The 14146-nt window shown below is 61.7% G+C and carries 15 protein-coding genes and 1 tRNA gene; 7 read left to right on the forward strand and 9 right to left on the reverse strand.

Going from position 1 to position 14146, the window contains the following annotated elements:
• Window positions 1-4: 4 nt before the first annotated feature.
• Genes hepT through ACK41V_RS07825 form a run of 4 tightly spaced genes read right to left on the reverse strand, consistent with a single transcriptional unit; the run spans window position 5 to window position 3740 of the window.
• The gene (gene hepT, locus ACK41V_RS07810; RefSeq protein WP_409780206.1) at window positions 5-421 is read right to left on the reverse strand and encodes a type VII toxin-antitoxin system HepT family RNase toxin; all 417 of its coding nucleotides are present in this window, start codon (window positions 419-421) and stop codon (window positions 5-7) included.
• The gene (mntA, locus tag ACK41V_RS07815; protein ID WP_409780209.1) at window positions 411-833 is read right to left on the reverse strand and encodes a type VII toxin-antitoxin system MntA family adenylyltransferase antitoxin; all 423 of its coding nucleotides are present in this window, start codon (window positions 831-833) and stop codon (window positions 411-413) included. Before mntA ends, hepT begins: the two co-directional genes overlap by 11 nt.
• A 22-nt stretch (window positions 834-855) precedes the next feature.
• On the reverse strand, window positions 856-1887 hold the full coding sequence (locus ACK41V_RS07820) for a microcin C ABC transporter permease YejB (protein ID WP_409780212.1): 1032 nt from the start codon (window positions 1885-1887) through the stop codon (window positions 856-858).
• Between the two features lie 26 nt (window positions 1888-1913).
• On the reverse strand, window positions 1914-3740 hold the full coding sequence (locus ACK41V_RS07825; protein ID WP_409780215.1) for an extracellular solute-binding protein: 1827 nt from the start codon (window positions 3738-3740) through the stop codon (window positions 1914-1916).
• A gap of 115 nt (window positions 3741-3855) precedes the next feature.
• Here ACK41V_RS07825 and fabI point away from each other — a divergent pair, with 115 nt between their 5' ends.
• Both fabI and ACK41V_RS07835 read left to right on the forward strand, forming a co-directional pair.
• Complete coding sequence (gene fabI, locus ACK41V_RS07830; RefSeq protein WP_409780218.1) at window positions 3856-4656, forward strand: enoyl-ACP reductase FabI; 801 nt, start codon at window positions 3856-3858, stop codon at window positions 4654-4656.
• A gap of 77 nt (window positions 4657-4733) precedes the next feature.
• The gene (locus ACK41V_RS07835; RefSeq protein ID WP_409780221.1) at window positions 4734-5585 is read left to right on the forward strand and encodes a DNA ligase; all 852 of its coding nucleotides are present in this window, start codon (window positions 4734-4736) and stop codon (window positions 5583-5585) included.
• Window positions 5586-5658: 73 nt separating this feature from the next.
• Here the strand turns inward: ACK41V_RS07835 and ACK41V_RS07840 are convergent, their stop codons facing one another.
• Window positions 5659-6219 carry a fasciclin domain-containing protein gene (locus ACK41V_RS07840; RefSeq protein ID WP_409780224.1) on the reverse strand — a complete coding sequence of 187 codons (561 nt, stop codon included), beginning with the start codon at window positions 6217-6219 and terminating at the stop codon, window positions 5659-5661.
• Between the two features lie 188 nt (window positions 6220-6407).
• Window positions 6408-8777, reverse strand: a complete 2370-nt coding sequence (locus tag ACK41V_RS07845; RefSeq protein ID WP_409780227.1) for an Orn/Lys/Arg decarboxylase N-terminal domain-containing protein — start codon at window positions 8775-8777, stop codon at window positions 6408-6410.
• 147 nt (window positions 8778-8924) lie between these two features.
• Between ACK41V_RS07845 and ACK41V_RS07850 the strand changes: the two genes are divergently transcribed.
• The 5 genes from ACK41V_RS07850 to ACK41V_RS07870 all read left to right on the forward strand — a co-directional run bounded on the left by ACK41V_RS07850 (window position 8925) and on the right by ACK41V_RS07870 (window position 11451).
• The gene (locus ACK41V_RS07850; RefSeq protein ID WP_409780231.1) at window positions 8925-9350 is read left to right on the forward strand and encodes an NfeD family protein; all 426 of its coding nucleotides are present in this window, start codon (window positions 8925-8927) and stop codon (window positions 9348-9350) included.
• A 45-nt stretch (window positions 9351-9395) separates the two neighbouring features.
• Window positions 9396-10310, forward strand: coding sequence for an SPFH domain-containing protein (locus tag ACK41V_RS07855; protein ID WP_409780233.1), 915 nt, complete (start codon window positions 9396-9398; stop codon window positions 10308-10310).
• 81 nt (window positions 10311-10391) lie between these two features.
• Window positions 10392-10481: transfer RNA gene (locus tag ACK41V_RS07860), tRNA-Ser, on the forward strand.
• Window positions 10482-10735: 254 nt separating this feature from the next.
• The gene (locus tag ACK41V_RS07865; RefSeq protein ID WP_409780236.1) at window positions 10736-10918 is read left to right on the forward strand and encodes a hypothetical protein; all 183 of its coding nucleotides are present in this window, start codon (window positions 10736-10738) and stop codon (window positions 10916-10918) included.
• 233 nt (window positions 10919-11151) lie between these two features.
• Window positions 11152-11451, forward strand: coding sequence for a hypothetical protein (locus tag ACK41V_RS07870; RefSeq protein ID WP_409780239.1), 300 nt, complete (start codon window positions 11152-11154; stop codon window positions 11449-11451).
• Window positions 11452-11498: 47 nt separating this feature from the next.
• Here the strand turns inward: ACK41V_RS07870 and ACK41V_RS07875 are convergent, their stop codons facing one another.
• From ACK41V_RS07875 to ACK41V_RS07885, 3 genes are all read right to left on the reverse strand, one after another.
• A complete protein-coding gene (locus tag ACK41V_RS07875) occupies window positions 11499-12188 on the reverse strand; it encodes a hypothetical protein (protein WP_409780242.1) in 690 nt (229 codons plus the stop codon).
• Window positions 12185-13228: an MlaD family protein gene (locus ACK41V_RS07880; protein WP_409780245.1), complete on the reverse strand. Its 1044-nt coding sequence runs from the start codon at window positions 13226-13228 to the stop codon at window positions 12185-12187. The genes ACK41V_RS07875 and ACK41V_RS07880 overlap by 4 nt, the downstream gene beginning before the upstream one ends.
• Before the next feature lie 69 nt (window positions 13229-13297).
• A complete protein-coding gene (locus tag ACK41V_RS07885) occupies window positions 13298-14098 on the reverse strand; it encodes an MlaE family ABC transporter permease (RefSeq protein WP_409780247.1) in 801 nt (266 codons plus the stop codon).
• Between the last annotated feature and the right edge of the window lie 48 nt (window positions 14099-14146).

Raw genomic sequence — 14146 nt, forward strand, 5'->3', positions numbered from 1 at the left:
CCGGTCAAGCTGCGTCTTTCAGGAGCAAAGCCTTGCTGTACTGCAAGAACTCATCGAGGTGGTTTTGAATGATGGACACCGTGATCGGCAATTGCAGTGCCTGGTAGTCGTGCACCGCAATGTTCCGAAACCCGACCATGCGCTTGAGCGCATCGGCCAGAGTGGGCTCGATCCAGTGCCCGTGGGCCAACAGCGTGAACACGTCGCGTGCGCTCTGGGGCACACCCAGCCGCTCACGGCGCACCAGATGCTGCCCCATGTCCAGCGCCGCCTCGCAGGCGCGCTGAATGTTCAGGATGGCGGCGTCCTGGCGCGTGAAGTCGGTGGCAAACGTGTCGGGCCCGCGCAGATACTCTTCGCGCGCTCGGCCCACGCAGCGCTCAATGGTGGCGGCCTTGTTGACCAACACGTCATCGGCCATACACGCTCCCTCGCTGTGCAATGTCTGCCATCAACCCGGCACGGGCCGTGTCCAGCGCGGTTTTTTCACTGAGGATGGCGCTTTCAAACAAGGCGGCCTGGCTGTCCAGCGTCCACCAGCGTGCGCCGCCGGTAATGATCTGGTACTGCAGCACCGTGGACGCTGCACGCAAGTCCACCAAATCCACCGCGCAGCCCGCCACATCGGCCAGCTCGCCAGACAAGTCCCACAGCGCCATCACGTCGGCGTAGCCCGCCACCAAGACGGCCACATCCAGATCACTGTCGCCTGTGGCCTGCCCCTGAACGCGGCTGCCAAAACCGTAAACCGCCAGCAGGCCAGGCAGCGCAGCGCGCAAACACTGGACCACACGCTGGGTGGTGTCAGGGGTCAGATCTTGGAGGACGGACATAGGGATCGGGGCAGAAAATCTGTCAATCAAACTTCACGCGCGGGTCGACCCACACATAACAAAGATCGCTGATGAGCTTGGTCACCAGCCCGATCAACGTGAACAGATACAGCGTGCCGAGCACCACGGGGTAGTCGCGGCGAATCACACTTTCGTAGCTGAGCAGGCCCAGGCCATCGAGCGAGAACAAGGTTTCGATCAGCAGCGAACCCGCAAAAAAAGCACCGATGAACGCTGCCGGAAAACCGGTGACGATGGGAATGAGCGCGTTGCGGAACACGTGCTTCCACAGCACCTGCCGCTCGCTCAACCCCTTGGCACGCGCCGTCAACACATACTGCTTGCGGATCTCTTCCAGAAATGCGTTTTTGGTCAGCATGGCCGTGACCGCAAAACTGCCCAGCACCATGGCCGTAATAGGCAGCGTGATGTGCCACAGGTAGTCCACAATGCGCGCGCCCCAACTCAGCTCGTCCCAGTTGGCCGACGTCAGCCCGCGCAGCGGAAACCACTGCAATTGCCCGCCAAAGATGACCAGCAGCGCCACGCCCAGCACAAAACCCGGGATGGCATAGCCCACCAAAATGAGCAAAGTGGTCACCAGGTCAAACCGCGAACCAGCCCGCACTGCCTTGGCTACACCCAGCGGCACGGCCACGAGGTAGCTGATGAAAAACGTCCACAAACCGAGGCTGATGGACACCGGCAGTTTCTCTACGATGAGCTGCCAGACATCCTTGTTCTGAAAAAAGCTCTTGCCCAGATCAAACCGCGCAAACTGACCGAGCATCTGAAAAAAGCGCTCATGGGCGGGTTTGTCAAAACCGTAAAGCGCCTTGATTTGCTCGACGCGCTTGGGGTCTACGCCCTGAGACCCGCGGTAGCTCAGCCCGCCTCCTTCAGCGCCGCCACCGCCCGCTCCCGCTTTGGCCTCGGCCATGTACTGCTCCACCGGGCCACCGGGGACGAACTGGATCACCACAAAGGTCAGCAGCAGCACGCCGAAAAGGGTGGGCAGCATGAGCAGTACGCGTTTGAGGATGTAGGCGAACATGGGCGAGGTGATGAATGCGTAGGCCGCTACTTTTTGTCCGGAGCAGTCTGGGGCGGAATACGTGCCCACCAGGTGTCGATGACCCAGCCTTCGCCGCTGGAGTATGGCGGCACCACGTCCGGCTTGGCCAGGCGCCAGGCGTTGTAGGCCATGCGGTGTGTGCCCGCCGTCCACTGTGGAATCAGGTAGTGGCTGTGCGCGATGATGCGCTCCAGCGCGTGGCAGGCGGGTAGCAGTTGGGCCTCGGTTTTGGCCGAGGTCATGGCTTTGATCATCGCGTCGACCGCCGGGTTCTTGACGCCCGCGAAGTTGCCGGAGTCTTCCACGTCAGCCGCCTGGCTGCCGAACATGTCGGCAAACTCCTGGCCCGGGTTGTTGGTGCCCTGGTAGGCCAGCGAAGTGATGTCAAAGTCGAACTTCTGCAAACGCTGCTGGTACAGCGCAAAGTCGACTGAACGGAAACGCAGCGTGATGCCCAGTTTTTCGAGGCTGCGCATCCAGGGCGCAATAGTGCGCACGCCGCCCTCGTTGCTGTCCATGTATTCGAGCACCATGGCTTCGCCCTTGGTGTTGCGCAGGGCGCCATCGCGCACCTCCCAGCCAGCATCCTTGAGCAATGCCTGCGCGCGGCGCAGATTGCCACGCAGGGACGAGTCACCATCGGTGCGGGGAGGTACCGTCATGGGCCCAAAGGCCGCTGGGGGGATGTCCTTGCGATAGGGCTCCATCAGCGCCAGTTCTTCGGCGGATGGAGAGCCTTTGGTCTCGCAAGCGGTGTTGCCAAACAAACCATTGACGCGTTGGTAGGCCCCGTAAAAAAGCTGACGGTTCATCCACTCGTAGTCCATGGCCAGCCCCAGGGCTTCGCGCACGCGGGCATCCTGCAGCAGCGGTCGGCGTGTGTTGAGCACGTAGCTCTGAAAACCCGAGGGCAACTTGTGCTGGAACTCGCCCTTGACCAGTTCGCCCGTGTCAAACTTCTTGCCCGTCACGCGCCGGGCCCAGTCGCCGGCGCTGAAAAAGCGCATCAGGTCAAACTCGCCCGCTTTCAAGGCCTCCAGCCGCGCCGTGCTGTCCTTGTAGATCTTGACCAGCACGCGGTCGAAATTGGCGGTGCCTTTGCGCACATTCAGGTCGCGGGCCCAATACTGCGGGTCGCGCACGTAGGTGATGTCTTTGCCGAACCGCACGGGACCAATCTTGTAGGGCCCGCTGCCGATGGGGATGTCCATCACCACCTGATCAAAAGGTTTGGCCTTGCCGTTCTCTACACCCCAATCGCGGCTGAACACCGGCAAACCGCCCACCGTGATCGGAAGCTCCCGATTGGGCAGCTTGAAACGGTAGCGCACCGTGCGGTCATTGATCACGTCCACGCCTGCGACCTCGATCAGCAGCGTTTTGTAGGCGGGCGAGGTGAACGGCCCCACCAGCGTGTCGTAGCTGTGTTTCACATCCTGCGCCAACACCGGCTTGCCGTTGTGAAAACGCGCCTCGGGCCGCAGGCGGAAGGTGGCAGACAAGCCGTCCGGTGCGACCTCCACATCCTCCGCCAGCAGGCCATAGCCCGTGGCGGTCTCGTCCATTGATCCGACCAGCAGCGAGTCGAACATCAACGTCGAAAGATAGGCGGGCGCATTGCCTTTGATGGTGAACGGGTTGTATTTGTCGAAGGTGGAGACGCGCAGGTTGCTCACCAGCCGCAGTTCGCCGCCCTTGGGAGCGGCGGGGTTCACGTAGTCAAACTGTGCGAACCCGGCGGGGTAGCGCGGCTCACCCCACAACGCATATGCATGCGCGGCCCACGCCGGACCAGCACACCCCAACAGCAGAAAAGTCAGCCAATACCGCATGCGACAATTCTGCACTACGTCGGTGGCGCCACCACAAAGGCTGTGGGGATTTCCCAGCAGGCCGGTCGGTTGCCACGTTCAACGTCAATTCCTCGCATTCCTCAGGAGAAGAACAATGGGTTTTCTGTCCGGCAAAAAGCTGCTCGTCACGGGCGTGCTGTCCAACCGCTCCATCGCCTACGGCATCGCCAAGGCCTGCCACGCACAGGGCGCCGAGCTGGCCTTCAGCTACGTGGGCGACCGCTTCAAGGACCGCATCACCGACTTTGCCGCCGAGTTCGACTCCAAGCTGATTTTTGACTGCGACGTCGGCAGCGACGAGCAGATCGACCGCATGTTTGCCGACCTGGCGCAGGTGTGGCCCAAGTTTGACGGTTTTGTGCACAGCATCGGCTTTGCGCCGCGCGAGGCCATTGCAGGCAACTTTCTGGAGGGCCTTTCGCGCGAAGGGTTCCGCATTGCGCACGACATCAGCGCCTACAGCTTTCCGGCCATGGCCAAGGCCGCGCTGCCGTACCTGAACGACAAGTCGTCGCTGCTGACCCTGAGCTACCTGGGCGCGCTGCGCTCCATCCCCAACTACAACACCATGGGCCTGGCCAAGGCCAGCCTGGAAGCCAGCGTGCGCTACCTGGCCGAGGCTGTGGGCCGCACTGAAGACGGCCGCAGCATCCGCGCCAACGGCATCAGCGCGGGCCCCATCAAGACACTGGCCGCCAGCGGCATCAAGGATTTTGGCAAGCTGCTGAGCCGCGTGGCCGACGCATCGCCTCTGCGCCGCAACGTCACGATTGAAGACGTGGGCAATGTGGCGGCGTTCCTGCTGTCCGACCTGGCATCGGGCATGACGGCCGAGATCACGTACGTGGACGGCGGCTTCAGCCAGACCGCTGGTCTGAGCGCCGATCAAGTCTGATTGCGGCTGAAAATTTAAGCCAAAACAGGCTCTAGCGCTTATTGAATAAGCGCTAGCAGCTATCTATTCAATAGCAAATGCTCCGCAGACTTTGCCTGACCTGGCTGGGCTACCTGGCTGTCGTGGCGCTGCCCGCGCACGCGGCGGATGCCCCAGCGCTGCTGCTGGCCAATGTGTACCGCCCCGGCATGCCGCTGGCGGACTACTGGGTGAGCGAGAAATACGACGGTGTGCGCGGCTACTGGGATGGTCGCACGCTGCGCACACGCGGCGGAGAAACCGTGGCGGCACCGGCATGGTTTACCGCAGGTTGGCCCGACACGCCCATGGACGGCGAACTGTGGGCCGGGCGCGGGCGCTTCAGCCAGGCGCAGTCCACCACACGCACCCAGTTGCCCGATGACGCCGCGTGGCGCGCCATGCGATTTATGGTGTTTGACCTGCCTCAACATGGGGGCAGCTTTGATGAGCGGCTTCCTGCGCTCAACCGCGTGGTGCAGCGCATCGGGCAGCCCTGGGTGCAGGCCGTGCCTCAAAAACGCGTGTCCAACGATGCGGCATTGCAAGCGCTGCTGCAACGCACAGTGCGCGCAGGTGGCGAGGGCCTGATGCTCCACCGGGGCAGCTCGCTGTACCGGTCTGGCCGCAGCGATGACCTCATCAAGGTCAAGACCCACGAAGACACCGAAGCCCGCGTGGTGGCCCATGTGCCCGGAAAGGGCAAACATGCAGGCCGCATGGGCGCGCTGCTGGTGGAGATGCCCAGCGGCCAGCAGTTCAAACTGGGAGCAGGCTTCAGCGATGCGGAGCGCACCGACCCCCCACCGGTAGGCAGCTGGGTGACCTACCGCTTTCGCGGCACACACGACGGCGGGCTGCCGCGGTTTGCAAGTTTTGTGCGCGTACGGCCTGACTTTCCGCCACGTTGACTGTTCGGTCTGCGAAACAGGCTGAGCCCTCCTACGGGCCAAGCCTGTCTCGTGCTCCCTTGACTACCAAGTGTCAGTTAGGCAGCAGAACCTTGTCGACTACATGGATCACGCCGTTGGACTGGTACACATCGGCAATGGTCACGTTGGCAGTACCGCCTTTTTCATCGGTCAGCATGATGGTTTTTCCGCTGGCCTTGGCCGTCAGCGTTCCACCCGCCACGGTCTTGATGCTGGCCATACCTTTGCCGTCAGCAATCATCTTGGAGAGCGCTGCCGCGTCCCACTTGCCTGCCACTACGTGGTAGGTCAGCACCTTGGTCAGCGTGGGCTTGCTCTCGGGCTTGAGCAAGGTGTCGACCGTGCCGGCAGGCAATGCTGAGAAAGCTGCATTGGTCGGCGCAAACACGGTGAAGGGACCTGGGCCCTTGAGCGTTTCGACCAAACCTGCGGCCTTGACGGCAGCGACCAACGTGGTGTGGTCCTTCGAGTTCACAGCGTTGTCGATGATGTCCTTGCTGGCCAGCATGGGCGCGCCGCCCACCATGACTTGCGCCATGACGGGGAGGGCCGCCGCGGTCAGTGCGGCGCTAAGGGCGATGGTGGCAAGGCGGGCATTCAAACGGATGGTCATGGGAATCTCCTGAAAGTAATGGATCAACGGTCACCGCCTGAAAATCACGCGGCTGTCAGTCAATACGCAGGCATCTGCCCAGTGGATTCAACGGCGCAAAAAAATCGCTCCGCAGCGGTTGCCAGGGAGCGATTCATTCAGGTGGGTGCACGATGGCACCAAAGCGTCAGTTCGGGTTCAACCAAGGCTCAGACATTGCGGCCGTAAGGTCCGTCATCACCCACCTGCACCAGGTTCTTGGCAGTGGCCAGCGGCTTCGGGTTCTTACCCGGCTTGGCTTGCTCTGCCACACAGTCGGCGTAGTAGCGCACCTGGCCGTTCTCGTCTTCCACCTCCACCAGGCCGTGAATGTCTGTCTCGAAGCCAGGGCACAGCTTGGCGAACTCGCGGGCGAACTTGAGGTAGTCCACGATCTTCTTGTTGAACACTTCGCCGGGGATCAACAGCGGAATGCCCGGTGGGTACGGCGTGACCAAGCCGACGGTGATGCGGCCTTCGAGCTGGTCGATCTCCACGCGGTCGGTCTTGCGGTGCGCGATGTGCGCGTACGCGTCCGACGGCTTCATGGCGGGTGTCAGGTCCGACAAATACATTTCGGTCGTCAGGCGCGCGATGTCGTACTTGGCGTACATGGTGTGCACGTGCTGGCACAGGTCCTGCAGGCCCATGCGCTCGTAGCGTTTGTGCTGCTGGCAGAACTCGGGAAGGATGCGCCACATGGGCTGGTTCTTCTCGTAGTCGTCCTTGAACTGCTGCAGCGCGGTGAGCAGCGTGTTCCAGCGGCCCTTGGTGATGCCGATGGTGAACATCACGAAGAAGCTGTACAGGCCCGTCTTCTCTACCACCACGCCGTGCTCGGCCAGGTACTTGGTGACGATGGACGCGGGGATGCCGGTCTTGTCGAACTTGCCGTCCAGGTTCAGGCCCGGCGTGACGATGGTCGACTTGATCGGATCCAGCATGTTGAAGCCATCGGCCAACTGGCCGAAGCCGTGCCACTTGGCGCCAGCCTTCTTGCTCTTGCTGTCGCTGCGGATGATCCAGTCTTCCGCACGTCCCATGCCCTCTTCCACGAGCTTGTCCGGGCCCCAGACCTTGAACCACCAGTCCTTCTTGCCGAAGTCGTTTTCGATCTGGCGCATGGCGCGGCGGAAATCAAGCGCCTCCAGAATGCTTTCTTCCACCAGCGCGGTGCCGCCGGGCGGCTCCATCATGGCGGCCGCCACGTCGCAGCTGGCGATGATGCTGTACTGCGGGCTTGTGCTGGTGTGCATCAGGTAGGCCTCGTTGAAGAGGTGGCGGTCGAGCTTGGTGGTCTGCGAGTCCTGCACGAGCACGTGGCTGGCCTGGCTGATGCCGGCCAGCAGCTTGTGGATGGACTGCGTGGCGTAGGTCACCGAGTGCTTGGGGCGCGTGCGCTTCTTGCCCATAGCGTGGTAGGTGCCATAGAAAGGATGGAACGCCGCGTGCGGCAGCCAGGCCTCGTCGAAGTGCAGGTTGTCCACGTAGCCGTCGAGCATGCCCTTGATGGTCTCGGTGTTGTAGAGCACGCCGTCGTAGGTGGACTGCGTGAGTGTGAGCACGCGCGGCTTGACCTTGGCAGCGTCCACGCCCTTGAGCAAGGGGTTGGCCTTGATCTTGGCCTGGATGGCCTCGGGCTCGAACTCGCTTTGCGGGATGGGCCCGATGATGCCAAAGTGGTTGCGCGTGGGCTTCATGAACACCGGGATGGCCCCGGTCATGATGATGCTGTGCAGGATGGACTTGTGGCAGTTGCGGTCCACCACCACCACGTCGCCCGGCGCCACCGTGTGGTGCCAGACCATCTTGTTGGAGGTGCTGGTGCCGTTGGTCACGAAGAAGCAGTGGTCGGCATTGAAGATGCGCGCGGCGTTGCGCTCGCTCTCGCCGATGGCGCCGTTGTGGTCCAGCAGCTGGCCCAGTTCTTCAACGGCATTGCACACGTCGGCGCGCAGCATGTTCTCACCGTAGAACTGGTGGTACATCTGGCCCACCGGGCTTTTCAGGAAGGCCACGCCGCCCGAGTGGCCGGGGCAGTGCCAGCTGTACGAGCCGTCTTCGGCGTAGTCGAGCAGCGCCTTGAAGAACGGCGGCTGTACACCCTCCAGGTAGCTCTTGGCCTCGCGGATGATGTGGCGCGCCACGAATTCGGGGGTGTCCTCGAACATGTGGATGAAGCCATGCAGCTCGCGCAGGATGTCGTTGGGCAAGTGGCGGCTGGTCTTGGTCTCGCCGTGCACGTAGATCGGCACTTCGGTGTTCTTGCGGCGCACTTCGCCGATGAAGCTGCGCAGGCTCAAGACGATGGGGTCGAGGCCTTCGCCTCCGGAGAACTCTTCATCGTCAATGGACAGAATGAACGCACTGGCCCGGCTTTGCTGTTGGGCAAACTGCGACAGGTCACCGTAGCTGGTAACCCCCACAACCTCGAAACCCTCGGCCTCAATGGCCTGCGCCAGCGCACGAATGCCCAGGCCCGATGTGTTCTCTGAACGATAGTCTTCATCGATGATGATGATGGGAAAGCGAAACTTCATGCGCAGCCTCCGTGCAACCGTGCCCTGCCCGGCCAAAAAACGAAATAGGCGCGAAGTGTAAGGAATAACCTTGACGCGCCTTTGAACTGCCACCCATTTGACCCAGAATGTGGTGCACTAAACACAACCATAACAAGGAGGTCTTATATGGAGGAATCCACCATCTGGTGGCTGGCAGCGGGGGCAGTGGTGGTGACCGAGCTGCTGACCGGTACGTTTTACCTGCTCATGGTGGCAGTAGGCCTGGTGGCTGCTGCACTGGCTGCGCACTTGGGGCTGCCGATTGCATTGCAGATCGTCTCTGCAGCCATCGTGGGGGGCGGCGCTGTCGTGGCGTGGTACCTCATCAAAAAGCGACGCCCGGGGGACCCCTCCGCACGCGCGGACCGCAACGTCAATCTGGACGTGGGCGAAACCATCATGATCGACAGCTGGAACCCCGACGGCACCACCTCGGTGAAATACCGGGGTGCCACCTGGACCGCCATCCATCGCGCTGGCGTCACGCCCTCCACAGGCATGCACCGCGTGTCAGAGCTGGTAGGCAATCGCCTGCTGGTAGATCCGGTGTAAAGCCAACCCCAACATCTGCACTCACACAAAGAAAGAAGGCTTCCCATGGAAATCGCCATCGTCATTCTCATCATTGCCGTGATCTTCATCGCGCGCTCCGTCAAGGTCGTGCCCCAGCAAAATGCATGGGTCAAAGAGCGGCTGGGCAAATATGCAGGCACGCTGACGCCGGGATTGAATTTTCTGGTGCCTTTTGTCGACAAAGTGGCCTACAAACACAGCCTGAAAGAAATCCCGCTGGATGTTCCCAGTCAGGTCTGTATCACACGCGACAACACGCAACTGCAAGTGGACGGCATCCTGTACTTCCAGGTGACCGACCCCATGCGTGCGAGCTACGGCTCCAGCAACTACATCATGGCCGTCACGCAACTTGCGCAAACCTCGCTGCGCTCCGTTATCGGTAAGCTGGAACTGGACAAGACCTTTGAAGAGCGCGACATCATCAATGCACAGATCGTGCAGGCCATTGACGAGGCCGCGCTCAACTGGGGCGTAAAGGTGTTGCGTTACGAAATCAAGGACCTGACCCCTCCAAAAGAAATTTTGCATGCCATGCAGGCGCAAATCACGGCGGAACGCGAAAAACGCGCACTGATCGCTGCGTCGGAAGGCCGTCGCCAGGAACAAATCAACATCGCCACCGGCGAACGCGAGGCCTTCATCGCCCGTTCCGAAGGCGAGAAGCAGGCCCAGATCAACAACGCCCAGGGCGAAGCCGCCTCCATTACGGCCGTGGCCGAGGCCACCGCCCAAGCCATCGAGCGCGTGGCTGCCGCCATACGCCAGCCCGGTGGGGAACAGGCCGTGCAACTCAAAGTTGCAGAGAAAGCCGTGGAGGCTTACAGCAAGGTGGCGGCAGACTCAAACACCACCCTCATCGTGCCCAGCAACATGACCGAAGTGTCAGCACTGATCGGATCCGCCATGAAGATGGTACAGACGCAGAAAGTTGCCTGATCCGCGAATTCCGCGTTTTTTGCAGCGAATTGCGCAGGCTGCCAAAAGGCCTCTTTTCGTATGGCTATAATCGAAGGCTTCGGAGAGGTGGATGAGCGGTTTAAGTCGCACGCCTGGAAAGCGTGTGTGGGCTAATCCCCACCGCGGGTTCGAATCCCGCCCTCTCCGCCAGACAGTCAGCTTTCATATCCAATGAAAGCGAATCACACACAAAACCCGCACCCTAAAAAGTGCGGGTTTTTTGTTTTTTGCATCCGCGTGTCACACCTATTGCAACCACTCGTAACAGTGCTTCTGCAGCCGCGGTATCGCAGTTGTCTGACAGACGGAACTGCGGCTCTTTGCTGAAATCTCATCCATCAGCCATTGAGGCTGACTGGGTGGTCATTGTGGCCCCCGCACCCCATTTGCAGAAGGAGTCCAGCATGAAACACCGTCACTTGTCGCCCAGCGCGCGTGCACTGTTCACCTTCCTCGGGACCGTGGTGTTGGCTGTGTTGGCCTCCATGGCGCTGTTAACCCCTGACGTGGCGGTGCCCGCGGTGGAGTCGATGACAGCGATACCGAGCGGACTGGATCAGATCTTGCCCACCGGCTTGTTTGAATAGCTCCCAGATTTTCCTGTAGCGCATTTGGCAATAGCCGTGAATGGAACCGCTTTGGTTGTCACAAAGCTCCTTCTAGTAAAAACGATAGCATGGGAGTACCATTCGGCGCTGCACACCGGCAATTCGGTGGCGTTAAAGAATGGAGGGCGATCGTGACACCACGTTTTCGAATCTCTGCAGACTGTTTTTATTCATCGATCTCAGCATCTCGCTCCCTGGTGGCGGCTGCTCTAATGGCAGTGTTGGCGGGATGCTCCAGCCCCCGGGATGTGGCGCTGGAAGAGTTCACACGCTGGCATGACAGCGCTCGTGCGCAAGCCCAGGCGGGCATGTTGACCTGGAGCGAACTCTACAAACAGAGTTTTGACCGGCTTACCGCGTTGCCTTCGTCGCTGCAGCAAGACACGCGACTGGAGAACACCGTTCTGTTGCTGTCCACAGCCCGCAAATACGAAGCAAACGAGATCGACGCTCAGCAGTTTGCTGCGGAGCGCGAGCACATTGAAACCCAGTTGCAGGCCCGTCTGCGCTGAAATGCATCCAAGCTGGGGACCGAGCTTAGACAGCTTCCTTCGTTGGCCTACTCACGCAGAGGACTGCCCCGCTCAACCATCGCGAGCCGGCGGCGCAATGACGCCACGGCTTGGGCATCTCCCGCAGCATCTGCCCTTTGCACCTGCAGCGTCAGCCAGGCCATGAGTGGCCTGCGCCATCCCTGTGCAGACGCCACCTCTGCTGCTTCAACAATGACCCCAGGGCTCGCCTTCCCCGTGTGGAACAGCACACCCGCCGCTACCAAGCGAGACAGCGGGTCTTCGAGGCCCGCGAGTGTCGCAACAGTGCCCGACACGGCCACCTTGCGCTGGGCTTCTGGCAGGAGGGCAACTTGCCCGGGTTGCAGGCGCCCCGCCAGGTAGTCTGCATACGCCAGCTCAGGGGGAGCGGCGTCTGCCCGCAGCGGTTCAAACCGTTCACACGGGCCGATGACCAGGCTGGCCACTTGCGCAGCACAACGCATGAGCTCCAGCCGCGCCAAAAGATCCGGCCGGCCGGTGCGTGCGACTTCGGCGCGGGCACGGTCCCACTCCAACGCTTCGACGCGCGCGTTGCCTGACAAGTACGCATCCAGGGCTTTCTGTGACGCGCCTTGCGCGTTCATCTGCCAATCCGGCACCGGGGGTTTGCTGGAGCAGGCCACCAACAACAGCGCGCCGACAAAAAGGGCGCCGTACATTGATCGCCGCAGGGTCATCACTACAAATCGCTTCATGGCAGCTTGAGCTCCGTGTCCCGCGCAAAGGGCCATTTGCGGTTGATTTCATTCACCAGACTTTCCACCTTGCGCAAATTGCTTTCCACCTCGGCCCGCAGCGCACCCAGGTCGGTGGTGGCCTCTCGCGCGTTGACGCCGATGGCCTGGGCTTCAACCAACACGGCGTCGACCTTTTTGAGGCTGGTGCGGGTGTCGGCCAGCAAGCCATTGAGCTGGGCGACGGTGGCGCGCACCTCAGGCACCAGCGCGTCTTTGCTGCCGTCGCTGCCAAACACCTGCCGATCAGCCCGAGCAGCCATGCCGTCGATGCGCGCCAGCAACGCGTTGGTGCGATCGAGCGTGGTCACGAGCCTTTTGGCATCCGCCTCGTTACCCATCAGCACGCCCAACATGCCGCCGGGGCCATTGAGGCGCTCAGTCAGCGCCTGCACATTGGTCAGGCTGCTGCCCAGCGCAGCGTCTTGCGCCGTCAGCGTGTTGAGGTTGGTCAGCAGCTCGCGCGCGGATGACATGAGCTGGGGAATCTCGGCCGTGGCGTCGCCACGCAGCACGGGCCGCACGGCACCATCGGGCAAAGGCGAGTCGGTCAACATGCCGGTGTAGGCGCGGATGTTGGTGCCACCTACGATGCCGCGCACCAGTGTAAACACGCTCGATTCGCGCAACCAGTGGGCATCCTTGCGCGGCACGTCGATTAGGATGCGGGCGTTGCCCTCGTTGGCCAGCTCGATGCGGCGCACACGGCCGATGGGAAAGCCAGAGAACGTCATGTCCATGCCGACCACCACGCCTTCTGAATCGTCAGCGGTGAGAACCAGGGTTTGAGTGGGCTCAAAAGCCCCCCGTGCGTACAAAAGGTACATCCCCGACCCCACGATGAGCGCCAGCGTGAACAGCAGCAGTGCGGCCGCCTTGATCTCCAGATAAGCCACGGGGCGCAGGGTTTCCACGGGCGGGCGTTCGCCCTCCACGTGCGGCCCCTCAGATTGCACCGGGGGCGGCGCCCTGTCGTGGCTGGGGTGGTTCTTATCGGTCATGGGGCGACAGTAGGGGTCATCAAATGAAGAGGGTACGACAGCGTTGCAAACATCCGGCTGCCATGGGCATCAGTAATAGTTGCCCATGAGCGAGGCCACCTCGATGAGCAGCAGCACAGCAAACATGCGCGCAAGGCCGCCCAGTTCGGAGTCGGGCTGTGTGCGCTCGCCAGTGTCATGCAAGCCCGCCGCCATGGGGATCAGCGCCACCGCCAGACTGAAAAACAGTGTCTTGAGTGCAAACACCATGGTCACGCTGGGTGTGAACACCTGGCCAAACATGCGCGTGTAGCTGGGCAACCCGGCCAGGTTAAAGCCGTAAACCCCCAGGTACGCCAGCACCAGCGCCACCACACAACTCAACGCGGCCAGGGTGATGCTGGCGAACACGCCTGCGATGACACGGGGCAGCAACTCCACCCGCACCGGGTCGGAGCCGTGGCGGCGCAACGCATCAAACCGCCCCAGCTGCCGCAAGCGCGAGATTTGTGTGCCGTTGGGGATGGTGCAGCGCATGGCCACAAACAACGCAGCGGTCAGCGGGATCAGCTCCAGCACCAGCACGCGAATCACCATCTCCAGCGCATAGCGCGACAAGCCATAACTCAGCGCCGTGACGACCACGATGCGCGTGAGCACCAGGCTGATCAATGCAGCCAGCACGGTGAAACCCAGCAGCACAGGGGCAGTGTCCAGATACAGGTGGCGCGCCAGTGCCTTGCGGGTGCCTTTGCCATAGCTGGACGGTGACAACACCAGCACCAACACCACAGCGCCCAGGTACAAGATGCGCCACCACGCCACCGCCCAGCGCCGCGCCGTGTTCAGCACACGTTCGGGCAAGGAGAGGCCGGGCAAGCGCGAAATCATGGCCGGATCATAGCGGCGCATGTTCGGCAGGCCCCAAAAGCCATATGG

Origin of the sequence: Acidovorax sp. (assembly GCF_046291265.1) — a bacterium.
Lineage (GTDB): Bacteria > Pseudomonadota > Gammaproteobacteria > Burkholderiales > Burkholderiaceae_C > Acidovorax.

Coding starts and splice junctions, on each gene's coding strand:
- hepT (WP_409780206.1), bottom strand. CDS start 421: ATGGCCGATGACGTGTTGGTCAACAAGGCCGCCACCATTGAGCGCTGC.
- mntA (WP_409780209.1), bottom strand. CDS start 833: ATGTCCGTCCTCCAAGATCTGACCCCTGACACCACCCAGCGTGTGGTC.
- ACK41V_RS07820 (WP_409780212.1), bottom strand. CDS start 1,887: ATGTTCGCCTACATCCTCAAACGCGTACTGCTCATGCTGCCCACCCTT.
- ACK41V_RS07825 (WP_409780215.1), bottom strand. CDS start 3,740: ATGCGGTATTGGCTGACTTTTCTGCTGTTGGGGTGTGCTGGTCCGGCG.
- fabI (WP_409780218.1), top strand. CDS start 3,856: ATGGGTTTTCTGTCCGGCAAAAAGCTGCTCGTCACGGGCGTGCTGTCC.
- ACK41V_RS07835 (WP_409780221.1), top strand. CDS start 4,734: ATGCTCCGCAGACTTTGCCTGACCTGGCTGGGCTACCTGGCTGTCGTG.
- ACK41V_RS07840 (WP_409780224.1), bottom strand. CDS start 6,219: ATGACCATCCGTTTGAATGCCCGCCTTGCCACCATCGCCCTTAGCGCC.
- ACK41V_RS07845 (WP_409780227.1), bottom strand. CDS start 8,777: ATGAAGTTTCGCTTTCCCATCATCATCATCGATGAAGACTATCGTTCA.
- ACK41V_RS07850 (WP_409780231.1), top strand. CDS start 8,925: ATGGAGGAATCCACCATCTGGTGGCTGGCAGCGGGGGCAGTGGTGGTG.
- ACK41V_RS07855 (WP_409780233.1), top strand. CDS start 9,396: ATGGAAATCGCCATCGTCATTCTCATCATTGCCGTGATCTTCATCGCG.
- ACK41V_RS07865 (WP_409780236.1), top strand. CDS start 10,736: ATGAAACACCGTCACTTGTCGCCCAGCGCGCGTGCACTGTTCACCTTC.
- ACK41V_RS07870 (WP_409780239.1), top strand. CDS start 11,152: ATGGCAGTGTTGGCGGGATGCTCCAGCCCCCGGGATGTGGCGCTGGAA.
- ACK41V_RS07875 (WP_409780242.1), bottom strand. CDS start 12,188: ATGAAGCGATTTGTAGTGATGACCCTGCGGCGATCAATGTACGGCGCC.
- ACK41V_RS07880 (WP_409780245.1), bottom strand. CDS start 13,228: ATGACCGATAAGAACCACCCCAGCCACGACAGGGCGCCGCCCCCGGTG.
- ACK41V_RS07885 (WP_409780247.1), bottom strand. CDS start 14,098: ATGATTTCGCGCTTGCCCGGCCTCTCCTTGCCCGAACGTGTGCTGAAC.